Origin of the sequence: Haloterrigena alkaliphila (genome assembly GCF_017352155.2) — an archaeon.
GTDB lineage: Archaea > Halobacteriota > Halobacteria > Halobacteriales > Natrialbaceae > Haloterrigena > Haloterrigena alkaliphila.
In genome coordinates this window covers 891,831-911,074 of record NZ_CP071462.1, presented here as the reverse complement: position 1 = coordinate 911,074, position 19,244 = coordinate 891,831, and the positions used below count along the sequence as shown (strand labels likewise).

Below are 19,244 nucleotides of genomic sequence, written 5' to 3'. Positions count from 1 at the left end.
GATGGAGGGTCGACGACGAGTGGAGGGGGCGGCAATGACAATGGAAGATCGACGATGACGGATGGAGGATCGACGATGACGACGGCGCGCGTCCGCGGCATCTACACGACCGCGATCACCCGACTGCTCGGCGACCGGGGCCACGAGATCGTCCAGGCCTCCGACCCCATCCGGGAGCGATTCGACGAGGCCTTCGAGACCGCGCCGGCCGACGTCTCGATCGAGACGACCCGCGACCGGCAGGGCGTGGGACTCTCCGGCGACCCCGAGGCGGTCGACGCCGTCGCGGGCGAACTCGAGTCCCTCGCGATCGATACCTTCCGCTGGGACGCCGGCGCCCCCCGCGGCGCGGTCTTCGACTGCGAGGTGCTCGAGGCCGGCGGCGGTGGCGGTGCGGTGGTCGACCTCGGGGACGGCCGCCGGGGCTACCTGCCCTACGACGACGTCGACGGCTACGTCGACGAGGGGAACCGGTACCGGGTGCAGGTGACCGATCCCGCGCCGCCGTGGGACGACGACCGACCGCGGGTCGCGCCCACGCTCGAGGTTCAGGGCGGACTCTGCACGCTCTCGCGGGACCGAACGGGCGTGTCGGCGGCGCTGCGGGGCGAGGCGGCCGACGAACTCGTCGGCATGACCGACCTGCTGTCGGTCGACGTCCCCGACGGCTGGGGCGTTCGCTGGCAGCACGCGGCCGCCGACGCCGACCTCGAGGCGATGAGCGCCGCGCTCGAACGCGGGGTCGAACGCGTGCGATCGCTCGAGGCCGCGCTCGAGGACGTACCCGAGGATCCGGGCGAACCGCGGAAACTCGCCGCGCCGCGGTCGACGGCGTGGTTCTGGTTCGGCCGCGAGTCGCGCTTCGCGCTGGACGAGCAGCGGCGGGCCGTGGCGCCGACGATGGCGGGCCACCACCGGACGAAGGCCGCCGACCGGGCCGCGAGCGCGGCGGTGGACTTCGCGGAAGCGGTCTGCGAGTCGCCGAGTGGGACGGACGGCGACGGAACCGACGTCGACTTCCCGTTCACCGCCGTCACCCGCCAGTTCGGCCCGACGAGGGGCGACCGCATCGAGATCGGCCACGGCAAGCCCGACGGCCGCCTCATCTCGCTCGGTCGCGGTGAGGTGACCGACTGGGGGGCCGACGGAACGATCACCCTCGAGCGCTCGATGCGCGGGGGCGGCAGCTACGACGCGCTGGACGTTCCCAAGGAGGACGGCGACGTCGCCGTCACGAAGTTCCGCGAGGGTCGCTGGTGGTATCCGACAACCTACCGGGACGAGAACGGGACGGCCAAGGGGACGTACGTCAACGTCTGTACCCCCGTCGAACTGTTCCCCGGCGCGGCGCGGTACGTCGACCTCTACGTGGACGTGATTCGAGTCGACGGAACGGTCGAGATCGTCGATCGCGAGGAACTCGAGGCCGCGGTCGACGCCGGCCACGTCTCCGAAGAACTGGCCGAGAAGGCGACGAGCGTCGCCGCGGCCGTCGAACGGGCGCTATCGAAGTAGATGGAGACGGCGCGGGCGACGCTCAGTCCGAGGCGCTCGCGGCGTTGCCGGGCGCGGCAACGTTCGGCAGCAGGTGGACGTAGTCGTCCAGGTCGAGGGCGAACTCGCTGTTCGTCGGCGGCTGGACCCAGCGGAAGTCGAACTCGGCGCCGTGTTCCCCGCCGCCGTCGGTGACGGTGTGGGTCCACCGGTCGCGCAGTTCGTGGACCCGCGCGTGGAAGAAGTGCCGGACGTAGCGCTTCGGCGGCGACTCGCGGCGCGTCCAGACGTCCGTCGTCAGGTGATTCGTCGCGCTCAGCGTCGCTAAACCGCTCTCCTCTCGGACCTCTCTGTGGAGCGCCTCTCGCGGGGACTCACCGGGTTCGAGGGTCCCCTTCGGAATCTGCAATCCGTCGTGGCCCGGCCCCTCGAAGACCAGCAGTTCGCCGGTCCCTCGAGTGATGTAGGCGCAGGCTTTTCGAACGTACGTGACGTCGGTCATGAAACGACAAACCACCTCCTCGCACAAAAATGTACCACCTGAGATGTTAGACGCGAACGAGAATAATTGCACACACGAAGTGTGTATCGGGTTCTCAGTAGACAAGCGAGGAGATGTGGTAGCTAGTCCGAAACGATTGCTGGTTCTTCGTCCTCGACCGGTCGGTCGCCGTCGAGGTGGGTAAACAGCGTCGCGAGCGCCGGTCCGGAGACGTTGTGCCAGACGCTGAACAGCGCCGGGATCAGCGCGGTGCCGGCGCCGAAGTGGGCCGCGGCCAGCGCCACCGCGAGGCCACAGTTCCGTAGGCCGACTTCGAACGCGCAGGCCCGTGTCCGTTCGTGCCGTCAGGTCCGTGACGGCCATCGACCGGAGATCCCCCGACTGCGAGCACGCACGGTACTATAACTCGAGCGATCGTCGACGCCCACCGACGCTGTCGCCCGCGAAGTGGTCGGCGGAGACCGATCGGCCACAGACCGGACAGCCGTTCGCCATCGTCGCCTCGCGCATCGGATCGGTCACCGGAATCGCTCGTCGACAGTCCGGACAGGTAAACTCGTATGTAGTCATGAGCCGTGTTCCTCCTGACAGTAGTACGTCCGAGTCCGGGATATGGCATTTACCCGGATATAGAGGGAGATATATACCGTCCGATCAGCAACCGCACAACGGACCGTACTCGAGGCGGGGCCAGTCGGGGGCTGTCGAAGCGGAACGACACCGTTCGATCGCCGACGGCACCTCGCAGACATGTCACCGATACTGATTCAATCCGTCGGAGCCAACAGTGAGGTATGCGAACACTGGTAACGGGTGCGACCGGCACGCTCGGGCGGGCGGTGCGGCCACGGCTCCTGAGCGGGGGCCACGCGGTTCGCGCGGCGAGTCGCTCGCCGCCGGCCGCGACCGACGACGACGCGGAGTGGGTCGCGCTGGATCTGGTCGACGGCACCGGCATCGACGAGGCCCTCGAGGACGTCGACGCGGTCGTCCACGCGGCTACGGCGCCGCAGGGCGACACCGAGGCCGTCGACGTCCGGGGCACCGAACGACTGCTCGAGGCGGCCGCCGAGGCCGGCGTCTCGAATTTCGTCTACGTCTCGATCGTCGGCGTCGACGAGATTCCCCTCTCCTACTACGAGCACAAACTGGCGGCCGAGCGGGCCGTCGACGCGAGTCCGGTCCCCTCGACGATCGTTCGCGCGACCCAGTTTCACTCGTTCGTCGCCGACCTGCTCGGGACCGTCGCTCGAGTGCCGATCTGGCCCCTACCGACCGAGATTCGACTCCAGCCGATCGACGTCGGCGAGGCCGCGGACGCGATCGTCGAGCGCGCGACGACGGAGGCGGCCGGCCGCGTCCCCGAAGTCGGCGGGCCCGAAGTGCTGACTGTCCGCGAACTCGCCGAGGCGTATCGCGACGCGCGAGGACTGCGCCGACCGATCGTCCGCCTCCCGCTGCCGGGATCGGTCGCCGCCGGATTCCGCTCCGGGGCGGCCTGCTGTCCCGATCGGACCGTCGGAACGGTGACGTGGGACGCGTGGCTGGGCAGGCAGTTCGGGTGACTCGAGACGGCCCTCGCTCTCGTCGCGGACTCGGCGCCGTGGTCCGTCGTCGCGCTCGAGGGGAGACCGTCGAACATTCAAGGTGAATCGTTAACGTTCCCCACGAACTACTCCCGTCGATGTCGACTTTGAACGACGAAATGGCCGACGTTCGGGCGGACGTCGAGGACGTTCGGGCGCACCTGCGCGAGGAAGTCCCGAAGTGTTTCGAGTTCGACGTCACGGTTGGTAACGTGACGTACAACGCGAACAGCGACAGCGTCTCGGTCACCGTCGAACCCAGTTCGCAGGCTCGAGAACAGCTCTCGGACCGCCTCGGCGGCGTGAACGTGAAAACGGACGGGCAACTCGAGTTCGAGTTTCGGTTCTCGCGGTCGGAACGCGAGGAGTAGGCTGACTCCCGGATCAGCGCCCGGCCGCCGTCCGGTGGCCGAAATCGCTGTGCCCGCCTCAGTCGGCCGCGAGCTCGTCCAGGCCAGCGGACTCGATGTCGGCGCCGTCGACCGACGAGCGCAGGGAGTCCATCCCGTCGTCGCGGTCGATGTCGAAGTCGTTCGCGTAGAGGTCCGCGACGCGGGCCAGCTCCTCGTCGGTGAGCTTCGGCACGTCGCTGGCGGCGGCCCACTCGTCGATGTCGCCTTTCGTCCGAAACGTCGGCGTCACGGTCGCGACGGGATCGTGCGAGAGCAGCCACGCGATCGAGGCCTGCCCCATCGTTCGTTCTCCCTCCCGCTCTCGCGGGCTCTGCCCGATCGAGCCGTCCGCGGAGTCACGCTCCGCGCGCTCGAGAAATCGAAGTTTCTCGAGTTTCTCCCAGCCGGTCTCGTACCACTCGTCGGGGCGGAAGCCGCGGTGGTCGCCCTCGCCGAGTTCGGTCTCGGGCGTCACCTGTTCGTTGAGAATCCCCGAGGAGTGAGGCACGCGGGGGATCAGGCTCGTCGACGAGCCGGTCCGATCGATCGTCTCGAGGAAGTGGGTACCGACCTCCTGCTCGAGCAGGTTCCACACCAGTTGGACGGAATCGAACTCTTCCTCGATGGCCATGTCACCCTCCGCGAGCCAACCGATCGAGGGGCCCAGCGCGAGGCCGGTCGCGTCGATCACGCCCTCCTCCTCGAGTTCGTCGAGGAGTTCGAGCACGTCAGGGGTCATCTCGTTGACGTCGGCGTTGTGTAACTGGAGGACGTCGACGTGGTCGACGCCGAGGCGCTCGAGGCTCTTCTCGACGGCCTCGCGCAGGTAGTCCGGGTCTATCTTCTTGGGCAGTTCGCCGTGGCCGGCCTGCGGGTTATCGTAGAAGTCGTAGCCGACTTTGGTGGCGATGATCACCTCGTCTCGGACCCCCGAGAGGGCCCGCCCCAGTAACTCCTCGCTGCGGCCGTGGCCGTAGACGTCGCCGGTGTCGAAGTAGGTGATCCCCTGCTCGACGGCGTAGCGGACCATTTCGAGAGCGTCGTCCTCGGAGCGGTCGCCCCACCAGTCGGTACCGACGACCCACGCGCCGAACCCGACTTCGCTGACCTCGACGCCGGAGTCGCCGAGTTCCCGGTAGTGCATGTGCACGCGTTCGGATCGAGGGAACTTATCGTGTGGGGAATGCCGCATTTCGGATCCCGAAATCGATGGGGAGTCGTCGTCGCTCGAGACCGATTCCATCGACGCGGGATCGCTACCGGACCCGCCGACGCACCCGATCCGGACGCACCCGATTCGGACGCACCTGATCCGAACCGTTATGCCCGCGTACTGACAAGCGCGGGTATGGCCGATTCCGGGACCCGACTCATCGAGCTCGCCGTCCTCCTGTTCACGCTCGTCGCGATCGGGGCCGCGGCGGTCGTCGTCCTCGAGACCGTCACCGCCCCATCGCTCGACGTGGGCCACATTCCTCGCTGGACGGCGATCGCCGGCCTCCTGCTCGCGGTCGTCGCGATCGCCCTTCCCGCATCCATTCTCTTCGGCTGGCAGTCGGCTCGGGAGGCGGCCCGTGAGGAGGGCGCCCGGGAGCGCCGCCGCTCGTAGTCGAACCGTAAGCGCGCTCGACCACGTTCGAGGAGGGTACGCTACCGGAAAAAGACGGATCGACGTCTCGCGCGACTCGACGTTACTCCTCCTCGTCCTCGGACTCGTCTTCGTCGGTGCTGTCGGCCTCCTCGCCCGGTTCGACTTTCATGTCCGAGGCGTCCGCGTCGGGGGTCTCCTCGGGTTCGATCGCGTCGGTCTGGGCGGGCTGGGCCTGTTCCGGATCGGGGCCCGTCGCCTCGCTGGTCTCCTCGGCCATGGCCGTATCGGAGACGTCGACCTCGACCGGCTCGTCGCCGTCTTCGTCCGTGTCCCGGCGGGGATCCTCTTCGTCGCCGACGGAATCCGGTTTCGTTCGCGTCTCTTCCATATCCGTGTCGTCGGTGAACTCGACGCGCGAGCCCGTCTCGCCCTCGTCGCCGAGCTGTGCCGACTCGTGGACGTCGCCCTCGGCGTCGATCTGGGATTCCTGCCCGGAGTCGGGGCGATCGGCCGCCGCGTGGGCCGCATCGGAGACGTCCTTCTCGTCGCTTCCGCCCTCGATCTCGTCAAACGTCGGCTCGAACGTCTCGGGCTCGCTCGAGCCGCGGTTCCGGAGCCCGTAGCGGAGCAGGCCGGCCGCGGCGCCAGCCTTCAGAACGCCGCGCAACCGTCCCTTCCGGAGCGATTTGAGCGCCGACAGGAGCAACACGCCGCCGCCGAGCAGCGCCAGCACGGTCTTCCTGTCGCCGCCGACGGCCGACGTGACCGCCTCCACCGGCTCTTTCGCGTCGTATTCGTCGAGTTTCTCCACCGCGTCCGTCGGGAGTTCCGTCGCCAGATCGTGATCGGGTTCCTCAGACATTGGATGATCCTCCGCGCTCGCTGCGCTCGATGGCAGTACTCGCTCCGGACGGTTGAACCTTGGACCGGCAACTGAAACTGACTGTCGGCGGGACGACGGTCGGTCGCCGCCGTGAGCCGACCGAACGCCGATCGATCACCGCGATCAGGGCCGCCAGTCGAACCGCTCCGGATCCCGCGCCGCCAGGGCCGTCCGGACCGCGGCGACGTTCTCGGGAACGTCGTGAATCCGGACGACGTCGGCGCCGCGGTCGGCCGCGATCGCACTCGCCGCGACGGTCGCCGCCCCGCGCTCGCCGGCCTCGCGGTCGACGTGGGCGAACATCGACTTGTGGGAGTGGCCGATCAGGACCGGACAGCCCAGCGCGTGGAACTCGTCGGTCCGGCCGAGCATCTCGAAGGCCTCGCGGGCGGACTTGCCGAAGCCGATCCCGGGGTCGACGACGATGTCCTCGCGGTCGACTCCGGCCTTTTCGGCGAGCAGAACCCGCTCGGAGAGCTGGTCGATGACGTCCTCGACGACGTCATCGTACTCGACGTCCCGGCCCGGCACGACCGGCGCGTCGATGCTGTGCATCACGACCAGCGCCGCGTCGTGGTCGGCGACGACGAACCGCATCTCGGGGTCCTCGAGCCCCGAGACGTCGTTGATAATATCGGCGCCGGCCTCGAGGGCGGCCTCGGCGACGGCGGCTTTCCGGGTATCGATCGAGACCAGCGCGTCGAGACCGGCGATCCGCTCGACGACGGGGACGACGCGGTCGATCTCCTCCTCGGTGGGGACGGGATCGGCGCCGGGCCGGGTCGACTCGCCGCCGACGTCGATCACGTCGACGCCCGCCTCGATCATGGCTTCGGCGCGGGCCGCGGCGTCCTCGAGGCCGGCGTACTCGCCGCCGTCGTGGAAGCTGTCGGGCGTGACGTTGAGGATGCCCATCACCGCGGTGCGGTCGTGCCACGGGTAGCGCGAACTCGCGTCGCTCGAATCCACTGTACTGGCCGAACTCGCCGTGCTCGCGTCCGCGTCAGCGGCCACGACCGTATCCGCGTTCGACGCCGCGCTCGCGTCTTCCGGGTCGAATCCGAGCGTCTCCCGGAGGTCCGCCGCGAGGGCCGCCGTGTCGGCCGACCGGTCGTCGGCCCCCGACTCGAGCGTCTCGAGGAGGCGCTCGAACTGCGATCGGGTCCCCATCAGCACGGCGTCGACGCGCTCCTCCTCGCGCTGGCGCCCCGAGAGGGCGCACTCGCCGCCGAGGCGCAGCAGTTCCTGTTTGACCGCCGTCGCCTGCCGGGCGCCCATCGAGCGTTTGACCACGCGGTGGACGGCGTCGTCCTGCAGGCGGGAGCCGTCCGCGTCCGGAACGTCCGCCTTCGCGAGCGCGTCGCGGGCGTCCTCGCGGTCCCGAATCCGTTTGGGCACGCCGGCGCTCGTCCAGCGCGAGCGGGCCTCCGCGACCGCGAACAGCGATCCGGTGACGAGCACGCAGTCGTCCGCGTCGGCGTCGGCCAGCGCGGTCTCGAGGCCCCCCCGAACGGTCGGGGTCGTCCGCACGTCGTCGACCCCGGCGTCCCGGAAGACCGCCGCGAGCACGTCCCGATCCTCGGCGCGGTCGAGCGACGGTTCGCTCGCGAATACGGAGTCGGGCGTCGGCAGCGCCGCGGCCATCTCGCGGTGGTCCTTGTCGTGCATCGCGCCGAAGACCAGCGAGAGGCGGTCGTAGTCGTAGGTCGCGAGCGTCGCCGCGAGCGGTTCGCAGGCGCCGGGGTTGTGCGCGCCGTCCAGAATCACCAGCGGATCGGTCTCGATCACTTCGAACCGGCCCGGCCAGTGGGCGTTTCGCAGTCCGCGAGCCAGGTCTTCGTCCGAGATGTCGGCGACCTGCCGGGCCAGCACGGCCGCGATCCCCGCGTTCTCGGCCTGGTGGGCGCCCGGCAGCGGGATCCGGGTCTCGAGGCGCCAGTCGTCGGATTCGACGGTGACGGCGGCCTCGGTGTGGTTGGCGCGGCCGCCGTAGGTGACCCGGACGTCCGGCTCGGCGTTCCCGTCCTCGCTCCCGTCCGCGTCCGAGACGCCGACCGTCACCACGTCGCCGGCGACGTCGCGGACCGCCTCGAGGGCGCCGCCCGTGACGCCGGTCACCAGCGGCGCGTCGGCCGGGGCGACGTGAGCCTTGTCGCGGGCGATCTCTTCCTCGGTATCGCCCAGGATGCCCGTGTGCTCGAGCGTGACGCTGGTCACCGCGCTCGCGACCGGATCGACGACGCTCGTGGCGTCGTACTTGCCGCCGATGCCGACCTCGAGGACGGCCACGTCGACGTCCTCGCGGCCGAACTGCCAGAGGGCCATCGCGGTCATCGTCTCGAAGAAGGTGGGCGACTCGCCGTCGGCGGCGCGGTCGGTGACGTAGTCGCGAGCGGCCTCGACGTACGCACAGACCGCAGAGCGGGGGATCTTGCGCCCGTCGACGCGGACCCGTTCGCGGAGGTCCTCGAGGTGCGGCGAGGTGTAGAGGCCGACGGAGAGGCCGGCCTCTCGGAGGCTGCGTTCGACCATCCGCGCCGTGCTCCCCTTTCCGTTGGAGCCGGCGATCTGGACGAAATCGACCGTCTCGTGGGGGTCGCCGAGGTGGGCCAGCAGCCGCGCCGTCGATTCCGTCCCGGGTTTCGGACGGAACCGCCGCAGATCGAATAAAAAGTCCGCCGCCTCGTGATACTCCATACCCGAACCACAGAGTCCGCGCGCTTAGGAATGTCGGACTCGAGTCCCCGGCCCCCTCGAGTCCGGCGCAGGGAACACGTTCGGGGGAACACCGATCCGTGGAGACGCGTATCCATCTACCACGGGTTTAGGTCCACCTAAACCGAGGAGGAAAAACGATGCCAGCCACCGATTTCGACGCCGAACGAACGTACGACGACGATCGATTCACCGCACGAACCGTCTTCGAGAGCGACCGACAGAAGGTCGTGCTCGGCTACTTCGAGCCGGGGCAGTTCATTCCGGTTCACGCCCCGGGCAGCGACGTCGCGATTCACGTCCGGTCCGGGCGGGGACTCGTCCGCGAGGGCGACGCCGAGCACGCGGTCGAACCCGGGGACGTGATCGCGGTTCCGGCCGACGTCGACCGCGGCGTGCGGGCCGCAGCCGACGAGCGACTCGAGGCGTTGCTCGTCACGAGTCCGCCGCCGACCGACGCCGAACACGACCCCGTTCGAGAGGGGCTTCGACGCGGGGTCTTCGATCCGGCTTGAAGACTGCCGGCGTCACTCGGCCGACGGTTCCGACGGCTGGCGTCACTCCGCCGGCGCCCCGGCCGACGGTTCTGACGGCTGCTCGGGGGTCTCCTGGGTGATCTCGAGGAACGCGTCCTCCAGACTGCGAGCCTCGCCGGTCTCGGCGCGCGATTTCAGCGTCTCGGGGTCGCCCTGCGCGACCAGTTCGCCGTCGTGGAGGACCCCGATTTCGTCGGCCAGTTCGTCGACGACGGGGAGGATGTGCGTCGAGAGGAAGATGGTCATCCGCTGATCCGCGAGGTCGGCGATCGTGTCCCGCATCGTCCGGGCGGCGCGGGGATCGAGTCCGCTCGTCGGTTCGTCGAGGAAGGCCACGGCGGGTTCGTGCAACACGGCCTGGATGACGCCGACCTTCTGGCGCATCCCCTTCGAGTAGCCCTCGATGCGGCGGTCGGCGTCCTCGAGCAGGTCGAACCGCTCGAGCATCGATTCGATCCGCTCGGACGACTCCGCCTCCGGCAGATCGCGCAGGCCGGCGGCGTACTCGAGCTGTTCGCGGCCGGTGAGTTCGTCGTAGATCGGCGGCTCCTCCGGGAGGTAGCCGATGTGGGGCGTGACGGACTCGCGGTCCGTGATCGGATTACCGACGACCCGTGCCGTGCCCGCGGTCGGTCGCACCAGCGTCGTCAGCATCCGCATCGTCGTCGTCTTCCCCGCGCCGTTGGGTCCCAGAAAGCCGTAGACGGTCCCGCGGTCGACGGTCATCGTCAGGTCCGAGACGGCGGTCGTCTCGCCGTAGCGTTTCGTCAGCCCGTCGGTCTCGATGGCGGGGGCGTCGGCAGGGCTCATACGATTTCCTTCGCCCGAATATAATTAAAGGTATGTCATTTCTCGCGACTACGGCCCACCGTCGGGTCCCTCCAGGTCGCAAGCGTCGCCAGAGGTTCGAGCGTCGCGGTCGCCGTCGGGCTGCGAGCGTCGCGGGAATCCGGTCCGCTCGACCGGACCCGTAGCATGACAAAATCCAAATTATTTTCCGGATGCACGACGCGCTCCCGACCATGGTCCCTGACACGCCACCTCGGTCGCGAGTCGGAGGTGATCGCTGATGGTCCGGACGTCGCTTCTCGTCGCTCGAACGGAGTTCCGGCGGACGACTCGAGCGGTCTCGAACGACCGGACGAAGCTGGTCACGATGGCGCTGCTCGCGCTGTTCCTGATCGGCATCGTCTCGGCCGCCGCCGGCTATCTGCTTCCCGAACTCGGCGAACGGTTCGCCGAGGGGATCTCCGCGGCGGACGCCTCGCTGGCGACGGATCTCGTCTCGGGAGGCATCGCGGTCGGCTGGATCTTTCTGGTCTTCCTGACGGCCATTCGGGCGTTTACGACGGCTGCCGATCCGGATAAGCCGGCGTTCCTGCTCACGTCGACGTCGCTCCGGAACGTCACGGTCGGCCTCATCGGCGCCGAGATCCTCATGTTCGCGGTCTGGTTCGTCCCGGGTGCGATACTGCTCGGGGGCGCGTTCGCCTACGGTGCAGGGACGATCCTCCCTGCCCTCCTCGCCCCGCTGCTGGTCTGCCTGTTGCTCGTGACGGCCGTTCCGATCGGGTTCCTGATCGGGATCTGTATCAAACATCTGGTCACCGTCTACGAACCGATCGCCCGCTATCGGGTGCTCGTGTTCGTCGGCTTCTGGGTGCTCTACTTCGGTGCGATCATCACGGGCGGCTTCGATCTCGTCGTCTCGCGGCTGTTCACGGCCCTGCAGGACAGCCCGCTGGGCTGGCCCGGCCACATCCTGCTGGCCGGCGTCCCGAACGTCCCCGCCTCGAGTCTCGCGATCGCCGGCACGGTCGCCGGGACGGCGGTCCTCAGCACGGCCGCGTTCGGTCTCGCCGTCGTCGCCGCGGGACGACACTGGTTCGCCGATCCCGCCCGCTTCGAGGACAGCGAGGAATCGACGGAGAGCGGGGACGAGACCGCGTCGAGTCGATTCGATCTCGATGGGGTCCTCTCACGGGGCCTTCCACGACCGATTCGATCGGTGACGGTCACGGCGATTCGCCGGACCAAGCGAGCACCGATCCGGTTGGCCTACGCCGCCTATCCGCTGTTCGGGATGATCGCGTTCATCCAGGAGATCGTCCAGACCGGGACGGTCCCCACCCACGTGGCGGTCATCCTCTCGCTGTACGTCGTCTGGGCCGCCGGCGCCCTGTTCACGCTCAACCCGCTGGGCGATCTCGGCCGGGGACTGCCGGCCGTGATGACCTCGACCATCTCCGGTCGGCAAGCGATCACGGGGCTGGTGGTCGCCGGGGCGCTCGTCGCCGCGCCAATCGCTTTCCTCGTCTCGCTGGCCCTCGGGGTCGTCAGTCCGCTCTCGTTCGAGCGGACGGCCGCGCTGGTCGCGGCCACCACCGTCGGTGCCGTCGTGACCCCGGCGCTCGCGTCGGGGATCGGAACCGTCGTCCCCCGCTTCGGCAGCGTCAAGGTCACGAACAACCGCGAGGCGGTGATGCCGAGCAAAACTGCCTTCATCATCTACTCGCTCGCGATCATGCTCCCGGCGGTCGCCGCGCTCGTGCTCTACGTCGACTCGCCCGAACTGATCGCCGGCACGCTCGAGGCGGTCTCGACCTGGGCGCCCACGCCGACGGTGTCGGTCTCCGCCCGCGGGATCACGCTCACCGCGTGGGCGGTCCTCATTGGCGGCCTGCTCGCACCGGTCGTCTCGTACCTCTACGCGGTCGAGCGCTTCGACTGGTACACGCTCGAGTAGCCCGGAGGAACCGCTCCGAACCCTGCGGTCACGCCGCGCTGCTGTCGTCGACCCGATACCTTATCCCGACCGCCGAGAAATCCACTCCCGATGCCACCGCTGTGGGGACTGACGCGAAACCGGTACGGTCGCGCCGTCTACGACGCCCTCGCACGGGTCGGACTCACCGCGACGGTGATGATCGAGTACGTCGCCGCGCTCGAGGACGCGACGGAAGAGCACACGTCCGTCGACGGCGGAGCGACCGAGTACGCAGTCGAGAGCTGCGATCCCTCGCGGGTGGCGCCGCTGGACGCGCCCGTCGACGAACTCGCGCCCGGCGAACTGGTCGTCGCCGCGCTCGAGGACGGGCGACCCCGCGGATACCTGTTTTGCTCGATCGACCCGACCCACGAGATTCACCCGCTCGAGCGGACGCTGGCGTTCGAGGGGGCGTACATCCGGCGCGTCTTCGTCGCGCCGGACCACCGGAACCGCGGCATCGCGACGGCGATGGTCGAGGCGGCCTGCCGGATGGCCAGCGAACGCGGCGCCGAGCGCGCCACCGCGCTGGTCGCGCTCGACAACAGCCCCTCCCGGGCCCTGTTCGAGCGCCGCGGCTTCGAACCGCGTCGCCGTCGGCGCTACGTCAGGATCGGGCCGTTCACCCACCGGTCGGTTCGACCGGCCTGACCGGGGGACGACGGCCCGCCCTCGTCTCGGAAAATCGATCGCCAGCGGATCACCGATCCCTCGAGAGCGGAACGTAGCCGACAGCATCTATATAGATCCGAACTAAGTAAATAGTTCTCGGAGCAGCTTTATTCCGGTCGACGTCGTGGCATCACTCGAGTGAATGACTAACGAACTGCGAGAGGCGATACGGGGCGTCAGGGACCGGCTGGATCTCGCCGATCGACGGGTCGGGGCGACGACGGAGCGAACGAACGTGCTCGAACAGTTGACGGGCGCCGACTACATCAGTCTCGGCGCGCTGTTCGTCGGGTGGGCGAGCGCCCTGCTGTTCGTCCGCGGCGAGCCGAACTGGGCGCTGCTGGCGATGTTCGGCGCCTTCCTGCTGGACAAGGCCGACGGCTGGTACGCTCGACGCACGGGCACGTCGTCGCCGTTCGGCCGGCAGGTCGACTCGTTCATCGACATCTTCGCCTATCTGGTGCCGGCGGCCCTCCTCTATCACTTCGTCCTCGCACCGCACGTGCTCGCCAGCCTCGTCGTCGGCTTTCTCGTCCTCGCCTTCGGCGGCCTGCGACTGGTCCGCCACAACGAGGAGGGATTCGGCTCCGACGGCGGTGCCAGCTACTACCACGGAACCACCGTCGTCCACACGAACCTCCTGGTCGTCGCGAACTACTTCGTCGCCGTGCTCGTCGGCTGGTGGAACGGCTGGCTGATCGGCCTCGTCGTCGCCGCGGCCTGCCCGCTGATGGTCTCGGACTACAAGGCCTACAAGACCGATAGCACTCACGTCCTGGCCGGCCTCGCCGCGGTCGCGGCCGTCGGACTGGCGCTCGGCCTCGAGTTCGGGTACCTATGACGAGTCGGGCCGAATACGCCGCGGTGGATCGGGGACCGCGTACGCTCCGAATCGATCCCCACGTGCACACGGCGGCGTCCTTCGACGGGACGACGACGCCCGCGGAACTGGTCGACGCGGCTCGCCGCGCCGGCCTCGACGGGATCGCCGTCACCGATCACGACACGATCGACGGCGCCCGCGAGGTCGCGCGACTGGCGCCCGACGACCTCCTCGTCGTCGTGGGCTGCGAGGTCTCGACCGCCGACGGCCACCTGCTCGCGCTCGGCGTCGACGCCGCCCCCGACCCCGGACGGCCGCTCGCCGAGACGGCGCGAGCGGTGCGGGACGCCGGCGGGGTCGCGGTCGTCGCCCACCCGTTCCAGCGTTCCCGCCACGGGGCCCGCGCGGCCGCGATCGAGGACGTCGACGGCGTCGAGGTCTACAACGCCCACGCGGTCACGAACGTCCGCAACCGGCAGGCCGCCCGGTTCGCGACGCGCCACGGCTACACGCGGTTCGGCGGCAGCGACGCCCATCGATCCTCGAACGTCGGCCGCGCTGCCACCGACGTTCGGCTCCCCGCCGACGCCGTCCCGTCTTCGACCGCCGCGCCCGCGGTCGAGACGGTCCTCGAGGCGATGCGCGCCGGTCGCACCGAGGCCGTCGGCCACCGGACGCCGACCTGGCAGTACCTGACGAAGGTCGTCGGCAACGCCCGTCGGAATACGCCCTCGCTCTCGCCGTTCTGAGCCCCTTCTCGCGTTCCCTTGGTCCGCACTGCTCGAGCGGACGGAGGTGAACCGGTGCGCGAAAGAAGGCACTTCTTTATCAACAGTGAGAACTACGTACCGTACAGTACCGCTATGATGGCGCTCACGCACGGGTTCATGGCGCTCGCCGCTGCCGTCCTCCTCCTGCCGGCCCTCGGCGAGTCTGCCGGGCCGGTACTGCTAGCGGCCGCATTTCTCGGTGGCCTCGCACCCGACGCCGATCTGGTGGCGAGCCACCGAAAGACGCTGCACTTTCCGGTCTGGCTCTCGGTCGCGGCGCTCGCGCTCTCGAGTCTCGTCGTCGTGACGGGGTCGCCCGCGGTGTTCGTCCTCACCGTCGCCGTCGGGGCCGCGGCGCTCCACTCGGTCTCGGACGTCCTCGGCGGCAGCGCCGAGCGCGAACCGTGGAACCCCGTGACCGAAAACGGCGTCTACAACCACGTCCTCGGGCGCTGGCACCGCCCGCGCCGGTACGTCCGGTACTCGGGCGCGCCGGAGGACTTCCTCGTCTGTCTGGCGTTCGCGGTAGTCGCGATCGATTCCGGGCTGACCGCGCCGGCCGCCGACCGCGCACTGCTCGCGCTCGTCGCGTTCGCCGGCGTCTACGCGCTGTGTCGGAAGCGACTTGCGGCTATCGGGTCGGCCGTCAGCAGTCTCGTGCCGACGCGACTGAGGGCGGTCCTCCCCACGGTGCGCGTCGAGGAGTCGGAGACCGACGGGACGACGGTGGACGTTCGGTTCGGGCGCTAAAATCGCTCCACCGATCCCCATAGCACTTTTCTCGACCATCCGACTGCGGTGGCGCGCGCTGTGCCGTGGTGAGCGAAAGCGAGGTGCGAACGGAGTGAGCGCCTCGGAAAGCGAATGGGGAGCGAAGCGACCCATGAGCACAGCGAACCACGGCTCGAAGCCGTGCGAGGGATGAGCGAGTGAGTGGCGCGGGACCGAAGGTCCCGCGAACCATGCGAACGGGCGCACCGCGCCCGTGAGCAGACAACGCGAACGAGCGAATCGGCTGGGGAGGGAGTGGAATTCCTCGTTGCCACGGTAGTAGAACTTGCTGCCAGTCGTCGTTCTCCTCGAGACCACCGGTACATTCACACAGCTAGCGACTGGCTCGCGGACTACTTCGGTCCTCCAAATCGATACTAAGGTTGACCCGATGGATCACCAACAAGACGGAAAAACCGAACGTCTTCGAATCGACTCGAGTCGGACCGAACCTGAATCAGTTCGTCAGTCCGAACGACCCCACTCGGCGGTGCGCTTCGGACGGTCGGTGATCGCCTGCACGTCGATCGGCTCGTCCTTGGCCTCGAGGGCCTCCAGCGCGGCCGACGCGCTGGCGGGCGTCGAGAAGTAGGTGATCTCCTCCTCGACCGCGACCTCGAGCAGGTCTCGGTCGCGGGAGACGATGAGATCGACCTTGCCCTCGCGAACGGCCTGTGGCAGATCGACTTCCTCGCAGAGGTCGAAGTACTGGGTGAAACCGTCGACCAGCGCCTCGCCCTCGTCGGTCTCCGGGTCGGGGAACTTGTCCGCCGAGAGGTCGATGATGGCGGTGCCCGACTCGGGGATCGGCTTGTTCGTCGCGTCCTGGGCCTTGTCGTAGGCCTTGCCGAACGTGTCGGCGCTACCCATGACCTCGCCGGTGGACTTCATCTCCGGGCCGAGACGCGGGTCCGAGCCCGGCAGTCGGTCGAACGGCAGGACGACCTCCTTGATCGAGGTCTGCTCGGGGATCTGCTCCTCGATCGCGAGGTCGGCGAGCGTCTCGCCGGCCATGACCTTCGCGGCGATCTTGGCGATCGGGACGCCCGTGGCCTTCGAGATGAAGGGGACGGTACGCGAGGAGCGCGGGTTCGCCTCGAGGACGTAGACCTCGCCGTCTCTGACGGCGAGCTGGACGTTCAGCAGCCCGACCGTATCGAGCGCCGTCGCGATGTCCTCGGTGACCTCGCGGACGCGCTCGAGCGTGTCGTCGTCGAGCGAGCGCGGCGGGATCATACAGGCCGAGTCGCCGGAGTGGACCCCGGCGGCCTCGACGTGTTCCATGATGCCGCCGATGAGGACGTCCTCGCCGTCCGCCACGGCGTCGACGTCCAGTTCGACCGCGTCGGCGAGGAAGTCGTCGATGAGAATCGGCTTGTCCGGACTGACGCGGACGGCTTCCTCGATGTAGGTCTCGAGTTCCGCGTCGTCGTAGACGACGTCCATCGCGCGACCGCCCAGCACGTAGGAGGGACGGACGAGGACGGGGTAACCGATGTCGTGAGCGAGGGTCAACGCCTCCTCCTCGGAGAAGGCGGTGCCACCCTCGGGCTGAGCGATGCCCAGTTCGTCCATGAGGGCGTTGAAGCGGTCGCGGTCCTCCGCGAGGTCCATCGCCTCGACGGACGTGCCCATGACCGTACAGTCGAGGCCGCGGCGGGCGAGTTCCTCCTCGAGCGGTTCGCCGATGTTGACGGAGGTCTGGCCGCCGAACTGGACCATCACGCCGTCGGCGCCGGTCGCCTCGGCGACGTCGGCGACCTCTTCGGCGGTGATGGGCTCGAAGAACAGCCCGTCGGAGGTGTCGTAGTCCGTCGAGACCGTCTCGGGGTTGTTGTTGACGACGTGGGCCTCGATGCCCATGTCGCGCAGCGCCTGGACCGCGTGGACCGAACAGTAGTCGAACTCGACGCCCTGCCCGATGCGGATCGGACCGCCGCCGACGACGATCACGCTCTCGAGATCGCGGTCGACCTCGAGTTCGCCGGACGCGGCGTCGCCCAGCAGCGGCCCCTTCTCGAACTCGTTCTTGCGCGCGGAGTAGTAGTAGGGCGTCTCGGCCTCGAACTCGCCGGCGCAGGTGTCGACCTGCTTGTAGGTGCGGCCGGGAACCTCCTGTTCGACGGCGCCGACCTCTGCGCCCGCAGCGGCGGCGATCGTCGCGTTCGTGTGGCCGGCGATCGCGGCCTCGGTGAAGTCGCCCTCCTGGGCGGCGACGGTGGCGTCGGCGATGCGCTTGAAGCGCTCGGTGTACCACTCGTAGATGTCCGTCAGTTCGCAGACTTCGTCGACGGTGTAGCCGCGTTCGAACGCCTCGAACATGGCGTAGGGGCGATCCGGCGATGGACGGGCGAGATACTGCTCCTCGAGTTCCTCGTCGCCGACCTCGTTCCAGTCGACGTCGGGGTCGTACTCGCTCGAGCGCAGCGCTTTGAGCAGCGACTCCTCGAAGGAACGGCCGATGGCCATCGCCTCGCCGGTCGACTTCATCGCCGTCGTCAGCTCGAAGTCGACGTCGTCGAACTTGTCTTTGGGCCACCGGGGCACCTTGGTGACGACGTAGTCGATCGCGGGCTCGAAGGCGGCGGTGGTCTCGCCGGTGATCTCGTTGTCGATCTCGTGGAGGCGCTTGCCCAGCGCGACCTTGGCGGTGACGCGGGCGATCGGGTACCCGGTCGCCTTCGAGGCCAGCGCGGAGGAGCGGGAGACGCGCGGATTGACCTCGACGACCCTGTACTCGCCGCCGGGGGTGCCGTCGTCGCGCCACGCGAACTGGATGTTACAGCCGCCCTGAATGCCGAGTTCGCGGATGACGTCGAGCGCGGCGGTGCGCATCTCCTGGTGGCCCTCGTCGGGGACGACCTGCGAGGGCGTGACGACCGTCGACTCCCCGGTGTGGATGCCCATCGGGTCGATGTTCTCCATGTTACAGATGATGATACAGGAGTCGTCGGCGTCGCGCATGACCTCGTACTCGTACTCGACCCAGCCCGCGATGGACTCCGTGATGAGCACCTCGCTGTTGCGCGAGAGGCGCAGGCCCTTGCGGACGCGGCGCAGCAGTTCGTCCATCTCGCCGACGACGCCCGACCCCGACCCGCCCAGCGTGTAGGTCGTGCGGGCGATGACCGGGAGGCCGCCGACCTCGTCGACGGCGGCCTGGACGCGCTCTCGCAGGTCCTCTTCGGTCATCTCCGAGACCTCCTCGCCCTCGTCGAGCGAGATGGTCGTCGAGGCGGGAACCGGCTGGCCGATCTTCTCCATGCGCTGGCGGAAGAGGTCGCGGTCCTCCGTCGCGTAGATGGTGTCCAGCGGCGTTCCCATGATCTCGACGTCGTACTCCTCTAGGACGCCCTCCTCGGCGAGTTCGGCGGTGACGTTCAGCCCCGTCTGCCCCCCGAGGCCGGCGATGACGCCGTCCGGCTGTTCCTTGCGGATGATCTCCGCGATGGCCTCGGTCGTGATCGGTTCGATGTAGACCCGGTCGGCCATCTCCGGATCCGTCATGATCGTCGCGGGGTTGGAGTTGACGAGGACGACGCAAGCGCCCTCCTCCTGGAGCGCCCGACAGGCCTGTGCGCCCGAGTAGTCGAACTCGGCAGCCTGTCCGATCTGGATCGGGCCGCTCCCGATCAGCAGGATCGTACGTCCGTCCGCTGTCTCGCCCTCGCGCTGCTGATCCGTGCTCATGTTACTTGTTCGTTCGAAGTTCGCACATCGTAATAAGCCCCACGATACAGTA

Annotated in this window: 17 protein-coding genes and 1 pseudogene; 10 read left to right on the top strand and 8 right to left on the bottom strand. The window is 68.7% G+C overall.

What is annotated here, in order from left to right:
* Positions 1–75: 75 nt before the first annotated feature.
* Positions 76–1,515: a ribonuclease FAU-1 family protein gene (locus tag J0X25_RS23180; protein ID WP_207289921.1), complete on the top strand. Its 1,440-nt coding sequence runs from the start codon at positions 76–78 to the stop codon at positions 1,513–1,515.
* Between the two features lie 22 nt (positions 1,516–1,537).
* Here J0X25_RS23180 and J0X25_RS23175 read toward each other — a convergent pair whose 3' ends face one another.
* The 3 genes and pseudogenes from J0X25_RS23175 to J0X25_RS23165 all read right to left on the bottom strand — a co-directional run bounded on the left by J0X25_RS23175 (position 1,538) and on the right by J0X25_RS23165 (position 2,566).
* Entirely contained in the window at positions 1,538–1,996 is a 459-nt protein-coding gene (locus tag J0X25_RS23175; protein ID WP_207289920.1) for an NUDIX hydrolase, read from the bottom strand.
* A gap of 122 nt (positions 1,997–2,118) precedes the next feature.
* Positions 2,119–2,334 (bottom strand): annotated as a pseudogene (locus tag J0X25_RS23170) (bile acid:sodium symporter family protein); the annotation flags it as partial.
* Positions 2,335–2,395: 61 nt separating this feature from the next.
* Positions 2,396–2,566 carry a DUF7560 family zinc ribbon protein gene (locus tag J0X25_RS23165; protein WP_207289919.1) on the bottom strand — a complete coding sequence of 57 codons (171 nt, stop codon included), beginning with the start codon at positions 2,564–2,566 and terminating at the stop codon, positions 2,396–2,398.
* Between the two features lie 224 nt (positions 2,567–2,790).
* Between J0X25_RS23165 and J0X25_RS23160 the strand changes: the two genes are divergently transcribed.
* Both J0X25_RS23160 and J0X25_RS23155 read left to right on the top strand, forming a co-directional pair.
* Positions 2,791–3,561, top strand: a complete 771-nt coding sequence (locus J0X25_RS23160) for an SDR family oxidoreductase (RefSeq protein ID WP_207289918.1) — start codon at positions 2,791–2,793, stop codon at positions 3,559–3,561.
* A 119-nt stretch (positions 3,562–3,680) separates the two neighbouring features.
* Positions 3,681–3,953: a hypothetical protein gene (locus J0X25_RS23155; RefSeq protein WP_207289917.1), complete on the top strand. Its 273-nt coding sequence runs from the start codon at positions 3,681–3,683 to the stop codon at positions 3,951–3,953.
* 58 nt (positions 3,954–4,011) lie between these two features.
* Here J0X25_RS23155 and J0X25_RS23150 read toward each other — a convergent pair whose 3' ends face one another.
* Positions 4,012–5,118: an aldo/keto reductase gene (locus J0X25_RS23150; protein ID WP_207289916.1), complete on the bottom strand. Its 1,107-nt coding sequence runs from the start codon at positions 5,116–5,118 to the stop codon at positions 4,012–4,014.
* A 204-nt stretch (positions 5,119–5,322) separates the two neighbouring features.
* Between J0X25_RS23150 and J0X25_RS23145 the strand changes: the two genes are divergently transcribed.
* The gene (locus J0X25_RS23145) at positions 5,323–5,583 is read left to right on the top strand and encodes a hypothetical protein (RefSeq protein ID WP_207289915.1); all 261 of its coding nucleotides are present in this window, start codon (positions 5,323–5,325) and stop codon (positions 5,581–5,583) included.
* Between the two features lie 82 nt (positions 5,584–5,665).
* On the opposite strand, the gene J0X25_RS23140 is transcribed toward J0X25_RS23145, so the two are convergent.
* A complete protein-coding gene (locus J0X25_RS23140; protein WP_207289914.1) occupies positions 5,666–6,427 on the bottom strand; it encodes a prolipoprotein diacylglyceryl transferase in 762 nt (253 codons plus the stop codon).
* Between the two features lie 144 nt (positions 6,428–6,571).
* Entirely contained in the window at positions 6,572–9,145 is a 2,574-nt protein-coding gene (gene folP, locus J0X25_RS23135) for a dihydropteroate synthase (RefSeq protein WP_207289913.1), read from the bottom strand.
* Between the two features lie 158 nt (positions 9,146–9,303).
* On the opposite strand from folP, the gene J0X25_RS23130 reads away from it, so the two are divergent.
* Entirely contained in the window at positions 9,304–9,678 is a 375-nt protein-coding gene (locus tag J0X25_RS23130; protein ID WP_207289912.1) for a cupin domain-containing protein, read from the top strand.
* A gap of 42 nt (positions 9,679–9,720) precedes the next feature.
* On the opposite strand, the gene J0X25_RS23125 is transcribed toward J0X25_RS23130, so the two are convergent.
* A complete protein-coding gene (locus J0X25_RS23125) occupies positions 9,721–10,509 on the bottom strand; it encodes an ABC transporter ATP-binding protein (RefSeq protein WP_207289911.1) in 789 nt (262 codons plus the stop codon).
* Between the two features lie 259 nt (positions 10,510–10,768).
* Here J0X25_RS23125 and J0X25_RS23120 point away from each other — a divergent pair, with 259 nt between their 5' ends.
* The 5 genes from J0X25_RS23120 (at position 10,769) to J0X25_RS23100 (ending at position 15,481) form a co-directional block, all read left to right on the top strand.
* Positions 10,769–12,445 (top strand): hypothetical protein, encoded by a 1,677-nt coding sequence (locus J0X25_RS23120; protein WP_207289910.1) that lies wholly within the window; start codon positions 10,769–10,771, stop codon positions 12,443–12,445.
* A gap of 90 nt (positions 12,446–12,535) precedes the next feature.
* On the top strand, positions 12,536–13,117 hold the full coding sequence (locus J0X25_RS23115) for a GNAT family N-acetyltransferase (RefSeq protein ID WP_207289909.1): 582 nt from the start codon (positions 12,536–12,538) through the stop codon (positions 13,115–13,117).
* A gap of 163 nt (positions 13,118–13,280) precedes the next feature.
* The gene (locus tag J0X25_RS23110; RefSeq protein WP_207289908.1) at positions 13,281–13,979 is read left to right on the top strand and encodes a CDP-alcohol phosphatidyltransferase family protein; all 699 of its coding nucleotides are present in this window, start codon (positions 13,281–13,283) and stop codon (positions 13,977–13,979) included.
* The gene (locus J0X25_RS23105) at positions 13,976–14,710 is read left to right on the top strand and encodes a CehA/McbA family metallohydrolase (protein WP_207289907.1); all 735 of its coding nucleotides are present in this window, start codon (positions 13,976–13,978) and stop codon (positions 14,708–14,710) included. The genes J0X25_RS23110 and J0X25_RS23105 overlap by 4 nt, the downstream gene beginning before the upstream one ends.
* A gap of 114 nt (positions 14,711–14,824) precedes the next feature.
* A complete protein-coding gene (locus J0X25_RS23100; RefSeq protein ID WP_207289906.1) occupies positions 14,825–15,481 on the top strand; it encodes a metal-dependent hydrolase in 657 nt (218 codons plus the stop codon).
* 486 nt (positions 15,482–15,967) lie between these two features.
* Here J0X25_RS23100 and carB read toward each other — a convergent pair whose 3' ends face one another.
* Positions 15,968–19,192, bottom strand: a complete 3,225-nt coding sequence (carB, locus tag J0X25_RS23095; RefSeq protein WP_207289905.1) for a carbamoyl-phosphate synthase large subunit — start codon at positions 19,190–19,192, stop codon at positions 15,968–15,970.
* Positions 19,193–19,244 lie beyond the last annotated feature (52 nt).

Excerpts from the sequence above, each read along its gene's own strand:
- J0X25_RS23180 (WP_207289921.1), top strand. The coding sequence starts at position 76 with ATGACGACGGCGCGCGTCCGCGGCATCTACACGACCGCGATCACCCGA.
- J0X25_RS23175 (WP_207289920.1), bottom strand. The coding sequence starts at position 1,996 with ATGACCGACGTCACGTACGTTCGAAAAGCCTGCGCCTACATCACTCGA.
- J0X25_RS23165 (WP_207289919.1), bottom strand. The coding sequence starts at position 2,566 with ATGACTACATACGAGTTTACCTGTCCGGACTGTCGACGAGCGATTCCG.
- J0X25_RS23160 (WP_207289918.1), top strand. The coding sequence starts at position 2,791 with ATGCGAACACTGGTAACGGGTGCGACCGGCACGCTCGGGCGGGCGGTG.
- J0X25_RS23155 (WP_207289917.1), top strand. The coding sequence starts at position 3,681 with ATGTCGACTTTGAACGACGAAATGGCCGACGTTCGGGCGGACGTCGAG.
- J0X25_RS23150 (WP_207289916.1), bottom strand. The coding sequence starts at position 5,118 with ATGCACTACCGGGAACTCGGCGACTCCGGCGTCGAGGTCAGCGAAGTC.
- J0X25_RS23145 (WP_207289915.1), top strand. The coding sequence starts at position 5,323 with ATGGCCGATTCCGGGACCCGACTCATCGAGCTCGCCGTCCTCCTGTTC.
- J0X25_RS23140 (WP_207289914.1), bottom strand. The coding sequence starts at position 6,427 with ATGTCTGAGGAACCCGATCACGATCTGGCGACGGAACTCCCGACGGAC.
- folP (WP_207289913.1), bottom strand. The coding sequence starts at position 9,145 with ATGGAGTATCACGAGGCGGCGGACTTTTTATTCGATCTGCGGCGGTTC.
- J0X25_RS23130 (WP_207289912.1), top strand. The coding sequence starts at position 9,304 with ATGCCAGCCACCGATTTCGACGCCGAACGAACGTACGACGACGATCGA.
- J0X25_RS23125 (WP_207289911.1), bottom strand. The coding sequence starts at position 10,509 with ATGAGCCCTGCCGACGCCCCCGCCATCGAGACCGACGGGCTGACGAAA.
- J0X25_RS23120 (WP_207289910.1), top strand. The coding sequence starts at position 10,769 with ATGGTCCGGACGTCGCTTCTCGTCGCTCGAACGGAGTTCCGGCGGACG.
- J0X25_RS23115 (WP_207289909.1), top strand. The coding sequence starts at position 12,536 with ATGCCACCGCTGTGGGGACTGACGCGAAACCGGTACGGTCGCGCCGTC.
- J0X25_RS23110 (WP_207289908.1), top strand. The coding sequence starts at position 13,281 with ATGACTAACGAACTGCGAGAGGCGATACGGGGCGTCAGGGACCGGCTG.
- J0X25_RS23105 (WP_207289907.1), top strand. The coding sequence starts at position 13,976 with ATGACGAGTCGGGCCGAATACGCCGCGGTGGATCGGGGACCGCGTACG.
- J0X25_RS23100 (WP_207289906.1), top strand. The coding sequence starts at position 14,825 with ATGATGGCGCTCACGCACGGGTTCATGGCGCTCGCCGCTGCCGTCCTC.
- carB (WP_207289905.1), bottom strand. The coding sequence starts at position 19,192 with ATGAGCACGGATCAGCAGCGCGAGGGCGAGACAGCGGACGGACGTACG.